This is a genomic window from Streptomyces spongiicola (genome assembly GCF_003122365.1).
In the GTDB taxonomy this organism is placed as follows: Bacteria; Actinomycetota; Actinomycetes; order Streptomycetales; family Streptomycetaceae; genus Streptomyces; species Streptomyces spongiicola.
In genome coordinates, this window is the sequence record NZ_CP029254.1 from 1,611,586 (window position 1) to 1,628,911 (window position 17,326).

Consider the following 17,326-nt stretch of genomic DNA (forward strand, 5'->3'; position numbering starts at 1 on the left):
TTGCTGCCTGCCTCAGCCCCGGGTGAGCTTCTTGTAGGTGGCACGGTGCGGACGGGCCGCGTCCGGACCGAGCCGCTCGATCTTGTTCTTCTCGTACGACTCGAAGTTGCCCTCGAACCAGAACCACTTCGAGTCGCCCTCGTAGGCCAGGATGTGCGTGGCGACCCGGTCGAGGAACCAGCGGTCGTGCGAGACGACCACGGCGCAGCCCGGGAAGTCCAGCAGTGCGTTCTCCAGCGAGGAGAGCGTCTCCACGTCCAGGTCGTTGGTCGGCTCGTCGAGGAGCAGCAGGTTGCCGCCCTGCTTCAGGGTGAGCGCGAGGTTGAGGCGGTTGCGCTCACCGCCGGAGAGCACACCGGCGGGCTTCTGCTGGTCCGGCCCCTTGAAACCGAACGCCGACACATACGCCCGGGAGGGCATCTCGACCTGGCCGACGTTGATGTAGTCCAGCTCGTCCGAGACGACGGCCCACAGCGTCTTCTTGGGGTCGATGTTCTCGCGGCTCTGGTCGACGTAGCTGATCTTGACGGTGTCGCCGACCTTGATCTGTCCCGCGTCGGGCTTCTCCAGGCCCTGGAGCATCTTGAACAGCGTGGTCTTGCCGGCGCCGTTCGGGCCGATGACGCCGACGATGCCGTTGCGCGGCAGGGTGAAGCTCAGGTCGTCGATGAGGACCTTCTCGCCGAAGGCCTTGCTGAGGTTCTCGACCTCGACGACCACGCTGCCCAGGCGCGGGCCCGGCGGGATCTGGATCTCCTCGAAGTCGAGCTTCCGGGTCTTCTCCGCCTCGGCGGCCATCTCCTCGTAACGGGCGAGCCGCGCCTTGGACTTGGCCTGGCGGCCCTTGGCGTTGGAGCGGACCCACTCCAGCTCTTCCTTGAGGCGCTTCTGGCGCTTGGCGTCCTTCTGGCCCTCGACCTTCAGACGCGCGGCCTTGTTCTCCAGGTACGTGGAGTAGTTGCCCTCGTAGGGGTGGGCCCGGCCGCGGTCCAGCTCGAGGATCCACTGGGCGACGTTGTCCAGGAAGTACCGGTCGTGGGTGATGGCGACGACGGTGCCGGCGTACTTCGCGAGGTGCTGCTCCAGCCACTGGACGGACTCGGCGTCCAGGTGGTTGGTGGGCTCGTCGAGCAGCAGCAGGTCGGGGGCCTCCAGCAGCAGCTTGCAGAGCGCGACGCGGCGCTTCTCACCACCGGAGAGGTTGTTGACCGGCCAGTCGCCGGGCGGGCAGCCCAGCGCGTCCATGGCCTGCTCCAGCTGCGCGTCGAGGTCCCAGGCGCCTGCGTGGTCCAGGTCCTCCTGGAGCTTGCCCATCTCCTCCATCAGCGCGTCGGAGTAGTCGGTGGCCATCAGCTCGGCGATCTCGTTGAACCGGTCGAGCTTGCCCTTGACCTCGGCGACGCCGTCCTGGACGTTCTCCAGAACCGTCTTGCTCTCGTCGAGCGGGGGCTCCTGGAGCAGGATGCCGACGCTGTAACCGGGCGAGAGGAAGGCGTCACCGTTGGAGGGCTGCTCAAGACCGGCCATGATCTTCAGCACGGTCGACTTGCCGGCGCCGTTCGGGCCTACCACACCGATCTTCGCACCGGGCAGGAAGCTCAGCGTGACGTCGTCAAGGATCACCTTGTCGCCGTGCGCCTTGCGCGTCTTGCGCATGGTGTAGATGTACTCAGCCAAGAGAAACCGTCCGGCAATCAGTGAGTGGGCAGATACAGCCCATCTTGCCGGACGGCTACCCCTCGGGGGAAACCCGTTCGGTTGGGTGCCTGTGACCTGGGGATTTGCGGGTGCCAGCCGAGGGCCGAACGTCACTGCCGGTCATGCCGGCCATGCCTGTAGGCATCGGTAGGCCCGCCTGAATCCTCGGCCGAGCCGACGGAGGTCAGCCACGACGGCGGGCGCCGACCGGCCACGCACGCGTATGCCTCGCCACACCCCCACCGGCCCCAGCCTCGCCGCCATGCCGTCGACCAGAGCAGGCCGCGCCGGCGTAACCGCGACCGGCGCCCTCAGCCTGGGCAGCCGCGAGCACCCGTGGCCGGCTCGGCCGCTGACGTGGGCGAACGGTCGTGTTGCGGCCCCGTTTCACTCCAACAGGACGCTACTGGCCGATCAGGTCTTTCGCTGGGTGGCGGGAGTGTCTCGAGGCTTCGATCGTCCGGGGGCGGTCTCATGGAGACCGCCGCTCGTTCCTGCGGCAACGCCCAGGTAATGACAGCGGCGGGGCAGCCCAGGATCGCCTGCCTGACATCAGCCCGGCCAACCGTCCTATAGGTCGTGAAGTACGCACGGCCTGCGTACTCGGCCCCCGAACCCGTCATGCTGATCATCCTGCCCTCCCGCCCCCGCGGCTGTCTCGCCTTCCATGGAAGGGCCCACCGAAGCCCCATGAGCATGGATGCGAGCGCCGTGGGCGCCGCGGATTCGGCGTGCAACACCCGGATGCACGACACGGGTTCGGCCTCCGCGCGCTGCCGCAGCCGCCGGGCCGGTCGAGAGGCCGTCCAGGCGTCGTTTGCCGAACGGGACACCTTCGACATCCGGCACGGGAAGGCCATCGGACGGCCGTCCGGGTTGGTCTCGGATACCTGCTCCGCCTCGATGAACCGGTAGCGCGCGGCTACTTCGTCTTCTGCCGAGCGAAGAAGGCTGTCGCCTTCCCCGGGACCCCGAGCGTCGCCTCCTGCTCACGGACCTTCCGGCGCAGCCGTACCAGTTCCTCGCGCTCGGCCGTGGTCAGCACTCCGACGGGCCCCTCACCCCGGCGCCTCTCCGCCCGTCTCGACCGATCCGGCACGAACGGCGCAGGGGCCGCGCCGGGGCGCGCCCCGGCGGGCGCGTTCAGTCCTCCTCCGAGGGTGCCTTCCTCCGGTGCACGAACAGCACCACGGCGCCGCCGACGACCACGAGTGCGATGGCCGTGCCCACGATGACGGGGGTGGCACCGGAGGCGCCGGTCGCGGCGAGGTTGTCGTCGATGCCCGTGCCGCCGGCCGAGAAGGCGCTGGGCTGGGGCGCCGGCTGGTCCGGGAGCGGACCGGCGCTGCCGGTGGTCTTGCAGTCCAGCACGCCCTTGAAGCTCTTCGAGAAACCACCCGGCCCGGTGATCGCGAAGTCGTAGGCCTGGTCCTCGGGGACGGGGACGGTCACGGTGCGGGACTCACCGGGGGCTATCGCGTGCTTGAGCCCCTGCAGTCTGAAGGTGAACTGCTCGTCGCCCCTGTTGGTGGCGGTGATGTCGATGCCGCCGGCCGCGCAGTTCTTCTTCGCTGTGATAGCGGGTATGGGGCCCCTGTCGGCCCAGGTGGCGGTGGCCGTCGCGGAGACGGTGGAACGGCTGGAGCCTGCCAGGATCTGCGTCTGGCTCTTGGTCACCCCGGAGAACGCCCGTCCCACCGGCACATTGGTGGTGGCCTGCAGGCTCAGGGCGGCGCTGCCGCCGGTGGCCCCGTCCGGCACGTCGAAGTACAGCATGCTGCCGTCGACCGCGGTGGTGAGGGGACTTCCCGCCTGGTCGGTCACGATGACCCCGCTGGCCGCGGAGTCCGCGGGCGGTGCCACGGTCACGCGGTCCGCGTCGGTACGGACCGTGATCGGCCCGAGCCGCCCGCCGGCCTTCCCCGAGACCGCGTTCGGTTCGAGGCTCAGCGAGGCGCGGGGCTCCTCGACGTGCTCGGCGTTCTCCTCAAGCCAGTCGGCCAGTTGCTCTGCCGCCGGGTCGAGCGCCTCGACCTCGGCCTCGTCCGAGTACCGCCAGATCGCGACCTGGGTGCCGGCCGCCGCGGTCCGCTCGCTCAGCAGCCCGGTACCGGCCCGCTCGGCCAACGCCACCAGGTCGTCGACCTGTGGATACGAATGCTCCAGGATCCACCGGATCTTCCCGGCATCGCCGTTGTGGCCGAGCGAGGTCTGCTCCCAGGGTGTCTCCAGGTATCTGGCCTGCGCCTGAGTTGGGTTGTGTATGTCGACGCAGTAGGTCTTGAGTCTGCCTCCGCCGTCGACGGTCATCTCGAACAGACCGGCGGGCAGTTCGTGCCGCCGTCCGCCGTCGTGCAGGACGGCCCGGTCGAAGGTGGTCAGGCCGTCCAGTGTCGCGGTCGCACCGCCCTGGTGCTGGGGGATGTCCTCGGCGGCCACCGGACCCGCGGAGGCTATGGCACCCGCCGCGAGCAGACCGGACACCAGGGCCGTCACGGCGAGCCGGGCGACGCCCCGCCCACGTACAGAGAGCGCAGTCAACACAGAATTCCCCTTCGGGCGAGGCCCTTTGGCGTGGGGTGCGTGGGGGAAGTGCCTCGCCGGCAGACTCAAGTGCCCCGTGAGTATTGAGGAATCCTAAGGACCTGGTGTGAGCCGATCCCCCGTCATACCGTCAGACAACCATTCCGAATCGGAATCGTTATCACCGACGGCACATCCCTCCGGCTGTCGACAAATCTCCATCATCGCCGTTCAGGGCGGACGGGGAGCGCCGGCAGGCTCCGCGGTACGGGCGCCGGACCCGGCGCCGGAAGTATCCGCCCGCCCGGCGGGAACGGACTCCCGACGGGCGGTACCGGTACTCCGCGCGCGCCCACGCGCCCGTCCGGAAGCGGCATGCAATCGCTCCGGTCGCCCGGCCGAGCCCGGCCGATCAGACCCGGACGGACCCGCTTCGGCGGTTTCGACGAAGGCCGCGGAAGACACAGGGATCGGCGGGGCTGAGAAACCCCCGACACCGGCGGGAAGCGTCAACGGCCCGGGTCCGGCCGGAGACGCGGGGGACGCCGGGGACGCCGGGGACGCCGGGGACGCCGGGGACATCGGAGACGCCGGAACCGCTGCGTGCGGGGACTCCGCGGCAGGGGCAGGCGGCGGGGGCGCCGGGGCCGTGGCGACGGCCTGCCGCGACGCCAACCGTGCCTCCGACCTCGTGACCCGGCGGAATGCCGACGTCCCGCGCGCCAGGTCGTGCCCGGCCGCCACCGCATCGATGTCGACCGACGTCCTGAGCTTGCCCTCCCATTCCTCCTCGCGCACCCTCAGACGGCCGTGCACGACGAGGGGTTCACCCACCGAGACCGATGCCGCGAGGTTCGCGCCAAGCGCCCGCCAGGCCCATACCGTGTAGAAGCTCGTGGGCCCGTCGGTCCAGCCGTCCCGCTGCCGGTCCCACCTCCGCGAGGGGACGGCGAACCGGAAGCGCGCCCTGCCCCCGGTCGCCGAATCCCGGTATTCCACCGCCGTCGCGACATTCCCCGTCAGCGTCACCATCACGTCGGTCATGACGTTCCCCCTGTCTCATCGCCCGTACCCCGGTGTGTCCGCGCGCCGTCGCGCCGACGCATCCCATACTGGGCCGCCGCGGGAATTCCGGCTCCCGCCTGTGGACGAGGGCAGGTCTGTGGAAAACCCCGTCGCTCTCCCGGGTGACGGGTGCGCTCGACAGGTCCCGGACCGCCCCTCCACGCCGCCCCCCACGCCGCCCTTCCCCGCATATTCTCTCCGCCGCCCCTCCCAGCCGGTCCTTCCGTGGGACTCCCCCGCGGTTCCCCGCGGTTGCCCGCGGTTGCCCGGAGCCGTCCGCAAGGACCTCCACCGGCTCCTCCGCCGGCTCCTCCGCCGACCATGGCGCAAGCCCCTGGGCTGCCCCGCCCGGCCTCCGGCCTCCGGCCCTCCGATACGCCGCCGGCCGTGCATCCAGCCCGCACCGGTCCGCGGAACCGGCACGCACCGCGCACCGCGCACCGGTTCCGCGCTTCCGCGGCCCAACGGCCCAGCGGCCCAGCGGCCCAGCGGCCCAGCGGCTCAGCGGCTGAAGGACACCGCCCCGAACTGCTCCCGCACCTCCCGGTAGCGCAGCAACTCCGCCGCGATCGGGTCCAGTACCTTCGCCCGCCCGCACGCCGCAGCGGCCTCCCGCAGGCACCGCTCCGCGTCCTGTCCGTAGCGTCGCGCCGGCCCCCTGGCGGCGGCCGCACACGCCCACTCCACCAGCGGCCCGCCGATGATCCCGGCGAGCATCACCAGCACCGGCGGGAGGAGCCCGGGTTCGAGGACCCCGATGATCTGGCCCACCAGCCACAGCCCGCCGAAGATCTGGAGCAGGGTCATGCACGCCTGCACCAGCACCGCCGCCGGCCACCACGCCGGGCGGGGCAGACGGCCGCTGGGTGTGCCCAGCTCGGCGGCCAGGTCGTCGAGTTCCTCGGGAAGCCCCTCCGCGCCGCGCACCGCCGCCTCGCGCACGGCCTGCGCCCAGGGAGCGGGCAGGCCGTGCGCCGCGTCGTCGGCCACCGTCCGTACCGCCTGTTCGACCCGCTGACGGGCCGTGAGCTCCTCCTCCGCAGGCTGCTCGGGCTGCGGCAGACTCCCACCGGGGGTGCGCACGCGTCCGTACCAGCGCCACAGCCGCAGCCAGGGCGTCCCGCAGGCCCGCCCGGCGTTCCTGCGCCACCGTCGTTCGGCCTCCTCGCCGACGGCGGTGGCGCCGACGGCGTTCGCCAGCCGGGCCGTGAAGTCGTCCCGGGCGCGCTCGCTGAGCCCGGGACGCCCGTCGGCGACGTACATCGGCTTCAGCCGGTCCGCTGCCGCGTCGATGTCGGCGGAGACCCGGCGGGCGGCGGCGGTCTTCTCCTGGACGAGCCGTCCGAGCAGTTCGCGCAGTTCGCCGACGCCCTCCCCGGTGAGGGCCGACAGCGCGAGGACGGTGGCGCCGGGATCGCCGTGCTCGCCGACCGCCATCCCGTCCTCGTCGAGCAGCCTGCGCAGATCGTCGAGAACCTGGTCGGCGGCGTCGCCCGGCAGCCGGTCGATCTGGTTGAGGACGACGAAGGTGACCTCGGCATGCCCCGCGAGGGGCCGCAGATAGCGTTCGTGCAGCGCCGCGTCCGCGTACTTCTCGGGATCGACGACCCAGATCACCGCGTCGACGAGCTTCAGGACCCGGTCCACCTGTTCGCGGTGCACGGTCATCGCCGAGTCGTGGTCGGGCAGATCGACCAGGACGAGGCCCTGCAGCGCCTCGTCGCCGCTCCCGCCGGCGAGGGGCCTGCGGCGCAGCCGTGGCGGAATGGCCAGCCGGTCGAGCAGCCCGGCGGCCCCTTCGGACCAGCTGAGGGAGATCGGGGCCGAAGTGGTCGGACGGCGCAGCCCGGTCTCCGAGATGGGCACCCCGGCCAGGGCGTTGAAGAGCGTCGACTTGCCGCTTCCGGTGGCACCCGCGATGGCGACGACGGTGTGCCGCGCCGACAGTTGCTGCCGCGCCGCCGCCTCGTCGAGCACCCGGCCCGCCTCGGCCAGGGCTTGTTCGTCGAGTCGGGTGCGGGAGAGCCCGACGAGTTCGCGGAGCGCGTCCAGCCTGCCGCGCAGCGGCGCGGCGTACGGGCCGCCGATGGGCACGTGCCGTTCGTCCCCGGCCGGCGAGCCGTCGTCCCCGGCGAGTTCCGACGGTCCGAGGGCGCGGCGCGCGATGAGTCCGTCGTCCCAACGGCCCTCGCCGCCCTCCCCGGGGTGGCCGCCCTCCGCGCCGGCGTCCTTCCCCGCGGTGGCGTCCTTCCCCGCGCTCCGCGGCTCGGAATCCGCCGCGCAGCCCTTCCCGCTCTCCCCTTCCGCTCCTTCCGCTCCTTCCGCTCCTTCCGGTCCTTCCGCTCCTTCCGCTCCTTCCGGTCCTTCCCGCCGCTCCCGCCGCTCCTGCTCTTCCCGCCGCTCCCGCCGTTCCTGCTCTTCCCGCCGCTCCCGCTCCGCGGCCCGCGCCCGCCCACCACCTCCGGAGTCGACGTGCCCGCCCTCGGGACCGCCCTCCTTCTCGAGGCGGCTGCCCGCGGCCGGGACTTCGGCTGCGGAGTCGCCTCCGGAGTCGGTCGCGGCACCGGTCGCCCCGTCGTCCCGGGCGCCCTTCCCGCTCTCCGCCCCGGGCGCGTCCCCGGCCACCTGCCCGGCTCCGGACCCCGGACCGCGGCCCTCGGTCTCACCAGTGACTGCCGTCACCGCGGTCACCTCTCCTTCTGCAGTACGGACAGCGCGGCGATCAGCTCGGCCTGCGGCTCCGGGGACAGTTCGAGGGAGTCGAGCGGCGCGAGGCGCCGGTCACGCTCCTCGTTCACCACACGTTCGATATACGTGGTCACCAGTTCCCCGCCCTTGTCGCGCAGCCTGAGGGCGCCCTGGGCGCCCATCCGCTCCGCCAGCAGCTCCCCGGCGGCCCTGGCCCGCCGACCGCCGAGCAGCGCGGTGGCGAGCAGCGCGGCGACCGCCTCCGGATCGGGCGCCGAGGAGCCTTCCATGCCGCGGACCTCCTCCTCGGCGAGTTCCTCGACGACACGCCGCCAGCGCCGGACGGCCATGCCGACGCGCTCCGGCGTCTCCCGGTCGGCGCGCGAGTGCCGGGCGAGGGCGGGTCCTGCCGGTTCGCGTCGCCACGCCTCGCGGAGCCGCTCGTCCGCGGCGGCGACCGCGCACTGCAGCAGGGCGGTCAATCCCTCCGCGAGCGCGTCGAGGAGTTCGCCCGCGGAGCTGTCGCGCGGGTAGCCCCGCCACCGGGTACGTGCGTCGCCCGTGAGGACGGCGCCGCGCTGCACCTGCTTGCGCACCCGCTCGGTCTCCGCCCCGTAGGCATCCTCGACCGCGGCGGAGAGGCGCACGGCTGCGGCGTACTGTGCGGCCACGGCGCCCGCGAGTTCCGGCATCCGGGCGTTCAGCGAGTCGATGACCCCGGCGGCGGTGCGGACGACCGTCTGCTGGCGCGCGGCGGGGTCAAGGGCACGGTGTGCCAGCCAGCCGCGGAGCGCGGCGACGGCGGTGTCCGGGAGCAGGCCCCGGCCGCCGCCCGCGGACTCGGGCAGCTCGGGGATCGTGAAGCGGGGTACGTGTCCCAGCCCGGCCTTGGTCAGCAGGGCCGCGTACTGCCGGGACACCTCGTTGATCACCTGGTGCGGCACCCGGTCGAGCACCGTGACCAGCATGGCGTCGTACTCCTTCGCCGTACGGAGGAGATGCCAGGGGACCGCGTCGGCGTAGCGGGAGGCCGTGGTGACCATGATCCATACGTCCGCGGCGCAGATCAGCTCGGCCGCCATGATCCGGTTCTCGACGACGAGGGAATCGATGTCGGGCGCGTCGAGCAGGGCCAGCCCGGGCGGCAGAGCCACCGCGGTCTCGATCCGCAGCGCCCGTTCCTCGGGCCTGGTCTTGGTCTTCGTCATCGTCCGGTCGCGAGCGGCTCCGGGCGACTGCTCCGTCTCGTCCTGCTGGGGCAGCCACACGCGGGTGAAGTTCGGCAGTACGCGCATGTCGGCGAACCAGTGGCGATCCTCGGGGTGACAGACGAGCACGGGAGTGCGCGTGGTCGGCCGCAGCACCCCCGCCTCGGTCACCCGCCGGCCGACGAGCGAGTTGACCAGAGTGGACTTGCCGGCTCCGGTCGATCCGCCGACGACCGCGAGCAGCGGCGCGTTGGGGTCCTTCAGCCGGGGCACCAGATAGTCGTCGAGTTGCGCGAGCAGCTCGGCCCTCGTCCGCCGTGCCCGCGGAGCACCGGGAATGGGGAGGGGAAGACGCACGGCTGCGACTCGGTCGCGCAGGGCGGAGAGTGCGTCGATGAGCTGAGGCCGTACTTCCATGGTCACCACATGCGAAGAATGCCCAACTTTGGAGGTTTTTTGAAGCGTATGAGCCCCCCTGCGCGCCGATCAGGACAACGGGACAGACGGGACGAGTGGGGCACAGGCATAACGAGTGCACAACACCCGAGGTGTGAGGCGAAAAAAGCGCTGCGAGAATCGCATCTGCCTGCGATTATCGGTTCGCTTCACCGAACCTCCACATGATGCCACGCAGGTGAAGCATCCGGGACAGGGCGATCGGAGCCCTATCCTTGTCCCGGCAAGGTCACGGCCGACCCGGGGCTCCAGGCCACCGAGGCCACATCGGGCCCCCGTAGCTCAGTGGATAGAGCAGGCGCCTTCTAAGCGCTTGGCCGCAGGTTCGAGTCCTGCCGGGGGCGCACACAGCCTCTCACCTGCGGAAACGCGTGAGGGGCTCTTTCATGCCCGGATGCACACCGCTCCACGAACAGGCGCCTTCGCCTGTTCACGATCGCGGGCAACGGTGTAGCACCGGGTAGCACACCATCGCTATCGTGGACAGTATGACAGCGCAGCCGGAGATCACTCAGCGCGATCTGCGCACCCGCTCCAAGGAGATCATGGACGCCGTCCAGGGAGGACAGGCGTTCACCGTCACCCGCGACGGGCACCGTGTCGGCGAGCTGATCCCGCTCCGCCGCCGTCGCCGCTTCGTCCCCCGTGCCGAGTTCGCGGCCATGTCACGCACCGCCCCCGACATCTCACCGGACGCCTTCCGCGACGACCAGGACGCCGCCGTCGAGCAGGAGTCGGACGACCCGTATGCCCGTTGAGCACCGGCAGGGATTGCTCGATACCAACATCATGATCCTGCGCAAGTGGATCGACGCCGACGAACTGCCCGCCGAGATGGCCATCAGCGCCGTCACCCTCGCGGAACTATCGGCCGGGCCCCACCAGGTGCGCGGCACCGGCGAGCAGAGCGACTACGACGAACACGCCGAGCGGGCCCGCCGTATGGACGTCCTGCAGCGCGCGGAGAACGAATTCGACCCCATCCCCTTCGACGTGGAGGCCGCCCGCCTCTACGGCAGAATCTGCGCCGCCGTTGTCTCCGCAGGACGCAAGCCCCGTCGACGCATGGCCGACCTGATGATCGCCGCCACCGCGGCCGCCGAGCAGCTTCCCCTCTTCACCACCAACCCCGAGGACTTCAGGGGCCTGGACGAAATCGTCACCGTCGTGGCCGTCACCCGACCCGAGGTCCCGCGCGACCGGTAGCGCCGCGTCCGCCCTGCCCTGCGCCGGCCCTGCCCTGCGGCGGCACCGGGGCCTCGGCGCCGACAGCGTCCGTACAGTTGTCCGATGACGCCGATCAGGAAGTTCCAAGTCACCTTCGACTGCGCCGAACCCGAGCGGCTCGCTCGCTTCTGGTGCGAGGTGCTGGGGTACGTCATACCGCCGCCACCGGCGGGGTTTGCCACCTGGGACGACTTCAAGCGCTCTCAGCCACCTGAGCAGCGGGATTCCTGGTTCGCCTGCGTCGATCCCTCAGGTGTGGGCCCGCGGCTGTACTTCCAGCGCGTCCCCGAGGGGAAGGCCGCCAAGAACCGGGTGCACCTTGATGTACGGGTCGGCACCGGCCTCGTGGGCGAGGAGCGCCTCGCCGCGCTTGAGGCGGAACGCGCACGTCTGGTCCCGCTCGGTGCGGTACACGTGCGAACGCTGTACGACGGCAACGACGCGTGCATCCCGATGCTGGACATCGAGGGCAACGAGTTCTGTGTCGACTGAGACGCCGCGAACGCCGCTTCCCCCGGTCCCCATGAGCCGGGACGAAGGCACGAGGGGCGGTAGTCAGCCAAAGGCCCCCCGGAACCGAGGCCAAGCGCTCTGACGGCATTCGTTCGCGGGTGACCAGCGAAGACACAGGTGGGCACACCGCGTTCCGCACCCGCCGCGCAGGTCGACCGGCCTTCCGGTCCGGCGCTCGTCAGAGGCACCCCGGCAGCCACCGGGGTGCCCACCCGGCGAGCCCCAGGCCGCCGAGGCCGCATCGGGCCCCGTGGAACAGGCGGTGGGGCTCAGCTCTCGCAGACGAACGAGCCCTGCCCCAGGACGGTCCTCAACCTGCCCTCGGAGCGGATGGCGGCTACCGCCTTCTGCGCAGTGGACTGGCTGACGTCGTACTGAGCGGCGATGTCCACGGTGCCGGGGAAGCGGTCGCCTGGCCTCCACTCCCCCGCGTCGAGTCGGCGGCGAAGGTCGTCCGCAACCTGCGGCCAGACCGGCACGGAGCGATCAAGGTTCATCACCCCAGACTCTGCGCTATCGCGACAATGAGCTATCGCGGTTTCGCGCTAGTGCGCTAGTGCGGTGACGCGATAACGCGTAAGCTAGGGGTGGGGCACCGCAGCACGCCCAGCACCAACGAAAGGACCCCGGCGACCGATGCAAGCGGCCCCGGGGCATGGCCCGCACAGCAACAAGGAGAGTGCAGACGTGCGAACCCTACTGGCCCTACTCCTCTCATGGCTCATGCCGTCGACCGGCAAGCGCCGGGCACAGACCGCGCCGAGGGGTTCTCACGCTCCGCCCAACCGCGGCACGGCGGACACACCGGCCCGGCGCCTGTTCGTCACTCGCCGACCGCTGGGTGTGGAACGTCCCGCTCACTGGCCTCCCCTCACCGCCCTGCGCGCACAGATCCTGCGCGGGGAAGACGGGGCGCTGGTCCGTCCGTACCTCATCGCATGGGAGCAGGAGCAGGAGCGGCGAGGGCGGAGGGACCGCCGACGTGCCACCGTGCTGGCGGCTCTCGGCCGGGAGTTCGCGGCCGGTGTCGACCTCCACGGAGCGACGGCATGAGCGGAATCCGGCGGATCCGGCTGCTTCCCTGGCCTGGCCCGGAGGGCAACCCTGCGCATCTCGTCACGGACGGAACGTCCACGATGCTCTCGCGTCTCGCCGACAGGGTGGAGGCCGAGCAGATCGAGACGGCCGCCGTCCTGCGTGACCTGGCTCTCTCGATGGTCGTGGACCATGTGGATCCCACGCCTCAAGAGCTCCTGTTCATCACCCGCCGCCTGTGCGAGGCGGTGACGGACCTGCTGAAGATCGCGGAGAGCAGGGCCGCTCGCATCCCGCCCTACGACGAGCCGGACGACCGGTCAACGGACATCGAGTAACCCCAAGAGGAGAGTCCCGGGAGGAGCCCCCAGGACAAAAGCCACGAGACCCGGACGGCTCCACGAGCTGCCGACGCCGATCCGCGGGTGGGAGGACGCCTGGCGCGCCTCTCCGGTATGTCACGCTCGGGCCGGACGCACCCGGCGTCAGGGCCGGGAAGCGAGGGGGCCCGTGTCGGCACCCGGGCTGGCGGTCGCAGACCCGGCTCGGGAGCCTGCCGGTTCAGCCCGCCCGTCCGCCCGTCCGCTCGTCCGTCCGCTCGTCCGTACGGTCGGGCTGACGGGCGGGCTGACGGGCGGGCTGACGGGCGGATGCGGGTCCGTACCGGGAGCGGTACGGCGGCCGCGCGGCCTCTGCATCAGGGAGCCCGCTCCGGCGCGAGCAGTTCGAGGGCCTCCTCCCAGCGGAACACGTCGGCTCCGCCGGTCTCCGGCTGCGCGGACGGCTCGTGGGAACCGATCAGCACGCCCATCGTCCGCAGCCGCTCCAGACTCTGCCGGTAGGCGGGGTGGGCGGCCTGCGCCGCGTTCAGGCACGGCAGCACGGCGACCGGGACACCGGAGCCGTACGCCTCGCACAGGATGCCCAGCGCCAGGGTGTCGGAGATCCCCGCCGCCCACTTGTTGACGGTGTTGAAGGTGGCGGGGGCCACCGCTATCGCATCCGGAGGAGGCAGCGGGCGGGGGTCGCCGGGCCGCCGCCAGGCCGAGCGGATCGGGTGTCCGGTCTGGGCCTCCACCGCTCGGCGGTCGATGAACCCCAGGCCCTGGGGGGTGGCGACGACCCCGACGTCCCAGTTCCGCTCCTGCGCCGCGGTGATGAGCTTGCCGACACCGCCCGCGACCCCCGCGGCGCAGACGACGACGTAGAGGAACGGCTTGCCGCCGGACGCGGGGCCCTCACCGGACGCGGAGGACCCGCGCGACGCGGACCGCCCTGCGGCGGCGGGCTTCCGCCGGGGCCGACCGGGCGGCGCCGGTGCGCCGGGCTTGGTCGGTTCGTCGCTCACATGGGTCCCCGGTCGTCGGCTGAGGTGGTGCGCCCCACGCAGCGTATGCGCACCGGCTGGGCCGTGCGGCCCCTTCCGCACGGGAGACGTACGGGAATGCGTCCGCTGAGCCCGGCGGTTCCTCGGACCGGTTCCCGCCCGCGCCCGCCCGCGCTCGGCGGAGCCGTCAGGCCGTCCGGTCCCGTTCCCTGAGATCCGGCCCGTCCGGGGGCTCGGGATGCCGCGACGGCTCCGGTGCCTCCTGCGCCGGGGGCGAGGATGCGGTATGCGCCGCTCCGCCTCCGTCCCGGTCGGCGTCCCGGTCGGTTTCCCGGTCGGTTTCCCGGTCAGGGTCCCGGTCAGCGTCCCCCGCCGTGGCCCGCGCCGTGGCCCGCTCGGCCAGCAGGGCCGCGAACGCGGCCACCAGCGACACCAGCCCGCCCACGACGAGCCCGGAGCGGGCGCCGAAGCGCCCGGCGAGCCAGCCGGTGCCCAGCGCGCCCAGTGGCGTGGACCCCTGGAGGATCAGGGCGTAGAGCGCCATGACGCGGCCGCGGTAGCGAGGGTCGCTGCCCAGCTGGATGCGGTGGTTCGCCGCCTGTACGAAGTACATCGAGGCGAACCCGGTGAGCGCGAGCAGCACCATGGCGGCCGCGAACCCGGGCGAGCACCCGGCCACCGTCTCCAGCGCCCCGAAGAGCAGCGCGGACACGGCCACCGTCCGGCCGGACGGGCGGCCGCGGCGCGCGGTGGTGACGAGAGCGGCCCCGAGTGAGCCGACGGCGAACGCCGCGGTGAGCAGCCCGAACGCGTCCGCGTCGGCACCGAAGACGGTCTTCGCCAGCAGCGGCAGGGTGAGCTGGAAGTTCAGCCCGCACAGCCCGACGACGGCGAGCAGCGCCAGCGGCAGCACCAGGTCCGACCGGGTCAGGACGTGGCGGAGCCCGTCGACGATCCGGGCCCGGCTCTCGGGGGCGCCGCGGTACAGCTCCCCCGGACGCATCATGCGAAGGGCCACCACCGTCGCCAGATAGCTCGCCGCGTTCAGCAGCATCACCCAGCCCGTCCCCACGGCGGCGATCAGCAGCCCCGCCAGGGCCGGCCCGGCGACACGGGCGGTGCTGAAGTACGCGGCGCTCAGGGCGGAGGCGTTCGGCAGCAGTTCCGCGCCGACCATCTCGCTGACGAACGAAACCCGGGCGGGCACCTCGACCGCGTTGACGACACCGAGGCCGAGCGCGAAGAGCCCGATGTGCCACAGGCGCACCGCCCCGCTCAGCACGAGGCCGGCCAGCAGCAGGGCGAGGACCGCCGAGACCGCGTTGGCCACCGTCAGCAGGAGCCGCTTGTCGTGGCGGTCCGCCAGGCGGCCGCCGAAGAGGGTGAGCAGGAGCAGCGGGGAGAACTGAAGGGCCGTCACGATCCCGAGCGCGCGGGCCGAGTCGCCGGTGAGTCCGAGCACCAGCCAGTCCTGGGCGACGATCATCATCCAGGTGCCGGCCACGGACACGACCTGGCCTGCGGCGAAGAGCCGGAAGTTGCGTACCGCCAGCGAACGGAGCGGGCCCTTCACGGATCAGACCGCCGCCGCGTGCGGCTCGGGTGGTGTGCCGGAAGCGTCCGGCACTCCACCGGCGGACTGCACGCACTCCTCCAGGAAGCCCAGGGCCCGCAGATGGTAGGCGCGCGCCGCCCACCCGAGACTGATGTTGTGGCCGGCGCCCGGCAGCCGGTCCACGACGACGCGCGGCGCGGCGAGGTGCGACGTCAGCTCGGCGACGGCCTCCTCGTCATGGCGCCACCAGGCCTCGAACTCGGCGAAGGTGAGGCGGACCGGCAGGCGGACGTCGGCGGCGACGGCGGGGAACTCCTCGGGCCAGCGGGCCGCCTCCGCCCGTTCCCGCGCGGGCATGCCGGCCACGACCGAGGCGGCGCTGGTGAAGGTCGCGGGCGGGTACAGGCCGAGCGGCCCCCAGTTCAGGCGGCGGCTTCCGTGGGCTTCCTCGCCGGGCAGTTCCTCCGGGGCGACGCCGTACCGGTGACCGCAGCCGGAGATGTCCAGCCCGAGCAGCCGGTCGTGGACGGACCGCGCGGCCGCGGTGAGCGCGAGCTTGCCGCCGTAGGAGTGGGCGAGGAGCAACAGCCCTGCTCCGTACGGGTGAACTGCGGTGAAGCCGTGCAGCGCTGCGCTCAGTGACGCGGCCTGCTCGGCGAGGGTCTGGCCCTCGGGCAGCCGTTCGGAGGAGGCGCCGTAGCCGGGTCGGTCCAGGGCGAGGACGGTGTACCCGAGGCGGGCGCCGAGGGTGAGCAGCGAGAGGCCGGGGTCCGCCTGGCCGTCGAAGTAGCCGGCGTTCATGCCGCCGCCGTGCAGGGCGACGACCGTGGCACGAGGCGTGCCCGCCGGGACGGCCAGCAGAGCGGACAGCGGCAGACCGGCGGCGTCCAGGGTGATGCGCCGCACTCCGCGGGAGTGGAGGGGACGGGACACGGGGGCTCCTCGGAAGGGTCGGCGTGCGGGACCGGAGCCGGGCTCGCCCGGGGCCTCACGGGGCCTCACCGGGCCTCACGGGGCTGCGTGCGGCGGGCGCTCCGGTCGTGGCGGGGGAGTTCCGGGGCGGGGCGCGGGCGCGGGGCCGCGGCCGGGCACGCATCGGCCGCCGCCGCGGGGCACGGGCGCGGCCCCGTGCCGGGAAGCGGAACCGTGCCGGGAAGCGGAACCGTGCCGGGAAGCGGAACCGTGCCGGGAAGCGGAACCGTGCCGGGAAGCGGGACCGCAGCGTGGGGTGCGGGCGGTAAAGAGCACGAGACGACCGTATGCGCATTCCTCCGCGCGGCGCCGTCACCACGGCAGGGCCACGGCGGGGCGGCTCACCCGCCCGGCCCAGTGCGGGCCGCGGTACGCCGCCCACAGGGACCCGCCGCGCGGGTGCCGGGCGTGGCCTGCACGTCTCGGCCGGGTGGACAACCCGGGGTACCATGCGGGCCTTTGGGGTCCGGAGGGATCCGTGGGGACACGAGCGCAGGAGGAACGACATATGGCGCCCACTCCCCGGCCGGGCGTGCTCGCACTGCTGGACGAGCTGACCGCCGATCTGCCCGCGGACCGGGCCGGCGCGCTGTGGCGACTGGCGGAGGAATCGCGCCAGCTCGACGCGAACGTGGTGCGCCTGCCCGCCCGCGGCCGGATAGCCGCACATGTGGAACCGGACCTGGATGTGCTGCTGTACGTGGCCGCGGGCGACGGGGTGCTCGAGCTGGACGACCGACCGCAGGACGTGGCCGCCGGCTCCGTGGTCTGGCTGCCGCGCGGCAGCCGGCGGGCACTGCGCGCCGGGCCCGCCGGCCTGGTGCAGCTGAGCGTCCACCGCCGCCGTCCCGGACTCGCCATCAAGTCGGCCGGAGGGGCGCCCTCGGGGGGCGAGGCCGCATGTCTGCTGGGCCGGGTCTGCGCGGAGTGCGGACGCCTGGCGGGCGAGGCCGACGCCCGGTACTGCAACCGGTGCGGGGAGGAGCTGCCCGGACGGTGACCGCCCCGGCGGTGCCCTTCGTGAGGCCGGGGGCCGGGGCCGGACGGCACCGTCCGGAC

16 protein-coding genes and 1 tRNA gene are annotated in these 17,326 nt (G+C 72.5%); 7 read left to right on the forward strand and 10 right to left on the reverse strand.

Annotated features, from left to right (window positions below):
- Nucleotides 1-12: 12 nt before the first annotated feature.
- The 6 genes from ettA to DDQ41_RS07000 form a co-directional block, all read right to left on the reverse strand.
- On the reverse strand, nucleotides 13-1,677 hold the full coding sequence (gene ettA, locus DDQ41_RS06970) for an energy-dependent translational throttle protein EttA (protein ID WP_109293695.1): 1,665 nt from the start codon (nucleotides 1,675-1,677) through the stop codon (nucleotides 13-15).
- A 943-nt stretch (nucleotides 1,678-2,620) separates the two neighbouring features.
- Nucleotides 2,621-2,743, reverse strand: coding sequence for a hypothetical protein (locus DDQ41_RS32295; RefSeq protein ID WP_262508375.1), 123 nt, complete (start codon nucleotides 2,741-2,743; stop codon nucleotides 2,621-2,623).
- A 98-nt stretch (nucleotides 2,744-2,841) separates the two neighbouring features.
- Nucleotides 2,842-4,239 carry a Cys-Gln thioester bond-forming surface protein gene (locus DDQ41_RS06980; protein ID WP_162602627.1) on the reverse strand — a complete coding sequence of 466 codons (1,398 nt, stop codon included), beginning with the start codon at nucleotides 4,237-4,239 and terminating at the stop codon, nucleotides 2,842-2,844.
- 213 nt (nucleotides 4,240-4,452) lie between these two features.
- On the reverse strand, nucleotides 4,453-5,265 hold the full coding sequence (locus tag DDQ41_RS32995) for a single-stranded DNA-binding protein (protein WP_162602628.1): 813 nt from the start codon (nucleotides 5,263-5,265) through the stop codon (nucleotides 4,453-4,455).
- Nucleotides 5,266-5,787: 522 nt separating this feature from the next.
- Complete coding sequence (locus DDQ41_RS06995) at nucleotides 5,788-7,977, reverse strand: YfjP family GTPase (RefSeq protein WP_109293697.1); 2,190 nt, start codon at nucleotides 7,975-7,977, stop codon at nucleotides 5,788-5,790.
- Nucleotides 7,974-9,599, reverse strand: coding sequence for a dynamin family protein (locus tag DDQ41_RS07000; RefSeq protein ID WP_109293698.1), 1,626 nt, complete (start codon nucleotides 9,597-9,599; stop codon nucleotides 7,974-7,976). Before DDQ41_RS07000 ends, DDQ41_RS06995 begins: the two co-directional genes overlap by 4 nt.
- Before the next feature lie 310 nt (nucleotides 9,600-9,909).
- Between DDQ41_RS07000 and DDQ41_RS07005 the strand changes: the two genes are divergently transcribed.
- The 4 genes from DDQ41_RS07005 to DDQ41_RS07020 all read left to right on the forward strand — a co-directional run bounded on the left by DDQ41_RS07005 (nucleotide 9,910) and on the right by DDQ41_RS07020 (nucleotide 11,357).
- Nucleotides 9,910-9,982, forward strand: a tRNA-Arg gene (locus tag DDQ41_RS07005).
- 144 nt (nucleotides 9,983-10,126) lie between these two features.
- Nucleotides 10,127-10,396, forward strand: a complete 270-nt coding sequence (locus DDQ41_RS07010; RefSeq protein WP_172607611.1) for a type II toxin-antitoxin system Phd/YefM family antitoxin — start codon at nucleotides 10,127-10,129, stop codon at nucleotides 10,394-10,396.
- Nucleotides 10,386-10,844 (forward strand): type II toxin-antitoxin system VapC family toxin, encoded by a 459-nt coding sequence (locus DDQ41_RS07015; protein ID WP_109293700.1) that lies wholly within the window; start codon nucleotides 10,386-10,388, stop codon nucleotides 10,842-10,844. Before DDQ41_RS07010 ends, DDQ41_RS07015 begins: the two co-directional genes overlap by 11 nt.
- Before the next feature lie 84 nt (nucleotides 10,845-10,928).
- Nucleotides 10,929-11,357: a VOC family protein gene (locus DDQ41_RS07020; RefSeq protein WP_109293701.1), complete on the forward strand. Its 429-nt coding sequence runs from the start codon at nucleotides 10,929-10,931 to the stop codon at nucleotides 11,355-11,357.
- Between the two features lie 290 nt (nucleotides 11,358-11,647).
- Here the strand turns inward: DDQ41_RS07020 and DDQ41_RS07025 are convergent, their stop codons facing one another.
- On the reverse strand, nucleotides 11,648-11,875 hold the full coding sequence (locus tag DDQ41_RS07025; RefSeq protein ID WP_109297585.1) for a GntR family transcriptional regulator: 228 nt from the start codon (nucleotides 11,873-11,875) through the stop codon (nucleotides 11,648-11,650).
- Between the two features lie 190 nt (nucleotides 11,876-12,065).
- On the opposite strand from DDQ41_RS07025, the gene DDQ41_RS07030 reads away from it, so the two are divergent.
- Both DDQ41_RS07030 and DDQ41_RS07035 read left to right on the forward strand, forming a co-directional pair.
- The gene (locus DDQ41_RS07030; RefSeq protein ID WP_174720265.1) at nucleotides 12,066-12,431 is read left to right on the forward strand and encodes a hypothetical protein; all 366 of its coding nucleotides are present in this window, start codon (nucleotides 12,066-12,068) and stop codon (nucleotides 12,429-12,431) included.
- Nucleotides 12,428-12,751 carry a hypothetical protein gene (locus DDQ41_RS07035; RefSeq protein WP_109293702.1) on the forward strand — a complete coding sequence of 108 codons (324 nt, stop codon included), beginning with the start codon at nucleotides 12,428-12,430 and terminating at the stop codon, nucleotides 12,749-12,751. Before DDQ41_RS07030 ends, DDQ41_RS07035 begins: the two co-directional genes overlap by 4 nt.
- A gap of 359 nt (nucleotides 12,752-13,110) precedes the next feature.
- Here the strand turns inward: DDQ41_RS07035 and DDQ41_RS07040 are convergent, their stop codons facing one another.
- The 3 genes from DDQ41_RS07040 to DDQ41_RS07050 all read right to left on the reverse strand — a co-directional run bounded on the left by DDQ41_RS07040 (nucleotide 13,111) and on the right by DDQ41_RS07050 (nucleotide 16,201).
- Nucleotides 13,111-13,761: a flavoprotein gene (locus tag DDQ41_RS07040; protein ID WP_109293703.1), complete on the reverse strand. Its 651-nt coding sequence runs from the start codon at nucleotides 13,759-13,761 to the stop codon at nucleotides 13,111-13,113.
- A gap of 166 nt (nucleotides 13,762-13,927) precedes the next feature.
- The gene (locus DDQ41_RS07045; RefSeq protein WP_109293704.1) at nucleotides 13,928-15,313 is read right to left on the reverse strand and encodes an MFS transporter; all 1,386 of its coding nucleotides are present in this window, start codon (nucleotides 15,311-15,313) and stop codon (nucleotides 13,928-13,930) included.
- Nucleotides 15,314-15,316: 3 nt separating this feature from the next.
- Nucleotides 15,317-16,201 (reverse strand): alpha/beta hydrolase, encoded by an 885-nt coding sequence (locus DDQ41_RS07050; RefSeq protein WP_109293705.1) that lies wholly within the window; start codon nucleotides 16,199-16,201, stop codon nucleotides 15,317-15,319.
- Nucleotides 16,202-16,775: 574 nt separating this feature from the next.
- On the opposite strand from DDQ41_RS07050, the gene DDQ41_RS07060 reads away from it, so the two are divergent.
- On the forward strand, nucleotides 16,776-17,267 hold the full coding sequence (locus DDQ41_RS07060) for a cupin domain-containing protein (RefSeq protein ID WP_109293707.1): 492 nt from the start codon (nucleotides 16,776-16,778) through the stop codon (nucleotides 17,265-17,267).
- Nucleotides 17,268-17,326: the final 59 nt, after the last annotated feature.

Coding starts and splice junctions, on each gene's coding strand:
- DDQ41_RS32995 (WP_162602628.1), bottom strand. CDS start 5,265: ATGACCGACGTGATGGTGACGCTGACGGGGAATGTCGCGACGGCGGTG.
- DDQ41_RS07000 (WP_109293698.1), bottom strand. CDS start 9,599: ATGGAAGTACGGCCTCAGCTCATCGACGCACTCTCCGCCCTGCGCGAC.
- DDQ41_RS07010 (WP_172607611.1), top strand. CDS start 10,127: ATGACAGCGCAGCCGGAGATCACTCAGCGCGATCTGCGCACCCGCTCC.
- DDQ41_RS07015 (WP_109293700.1), top strand. CDS start 10,386: ATGCCCGTTGAGCACCGGCAGGGATTGCTCGATACCAACATCATGATC.
- DDQ41_RS07020 (WP_109293701.1), top strand. CDS start 10,929: ATGACGCCGATCAGGAAGTTCCAAGTCACCTTCGACTGCGCCGAACCC.
- DDQ41_RS07025 (WP_109297585.1), bottom strand. CDS start 11,875: ATGAACCTTGATCGCTCCGTGCCGGTCTGGCCGCAGGTTGCGGACGAC.
- DDQ41_RS07035 (WP_109293702.1), top strand. CDS start 12,428: ATGAGCGGAATCCGGCGGATCCGGCTGCTTCCCTGGCCTGGCCCGGAG.
- DDQ41_RS07060 (WP_109293707.1), top strand. CDS start 16,776: ATGGCGCCCACTCCCCGGCCGGGCGTGCTCGCACTGCTGGACGAGCTG.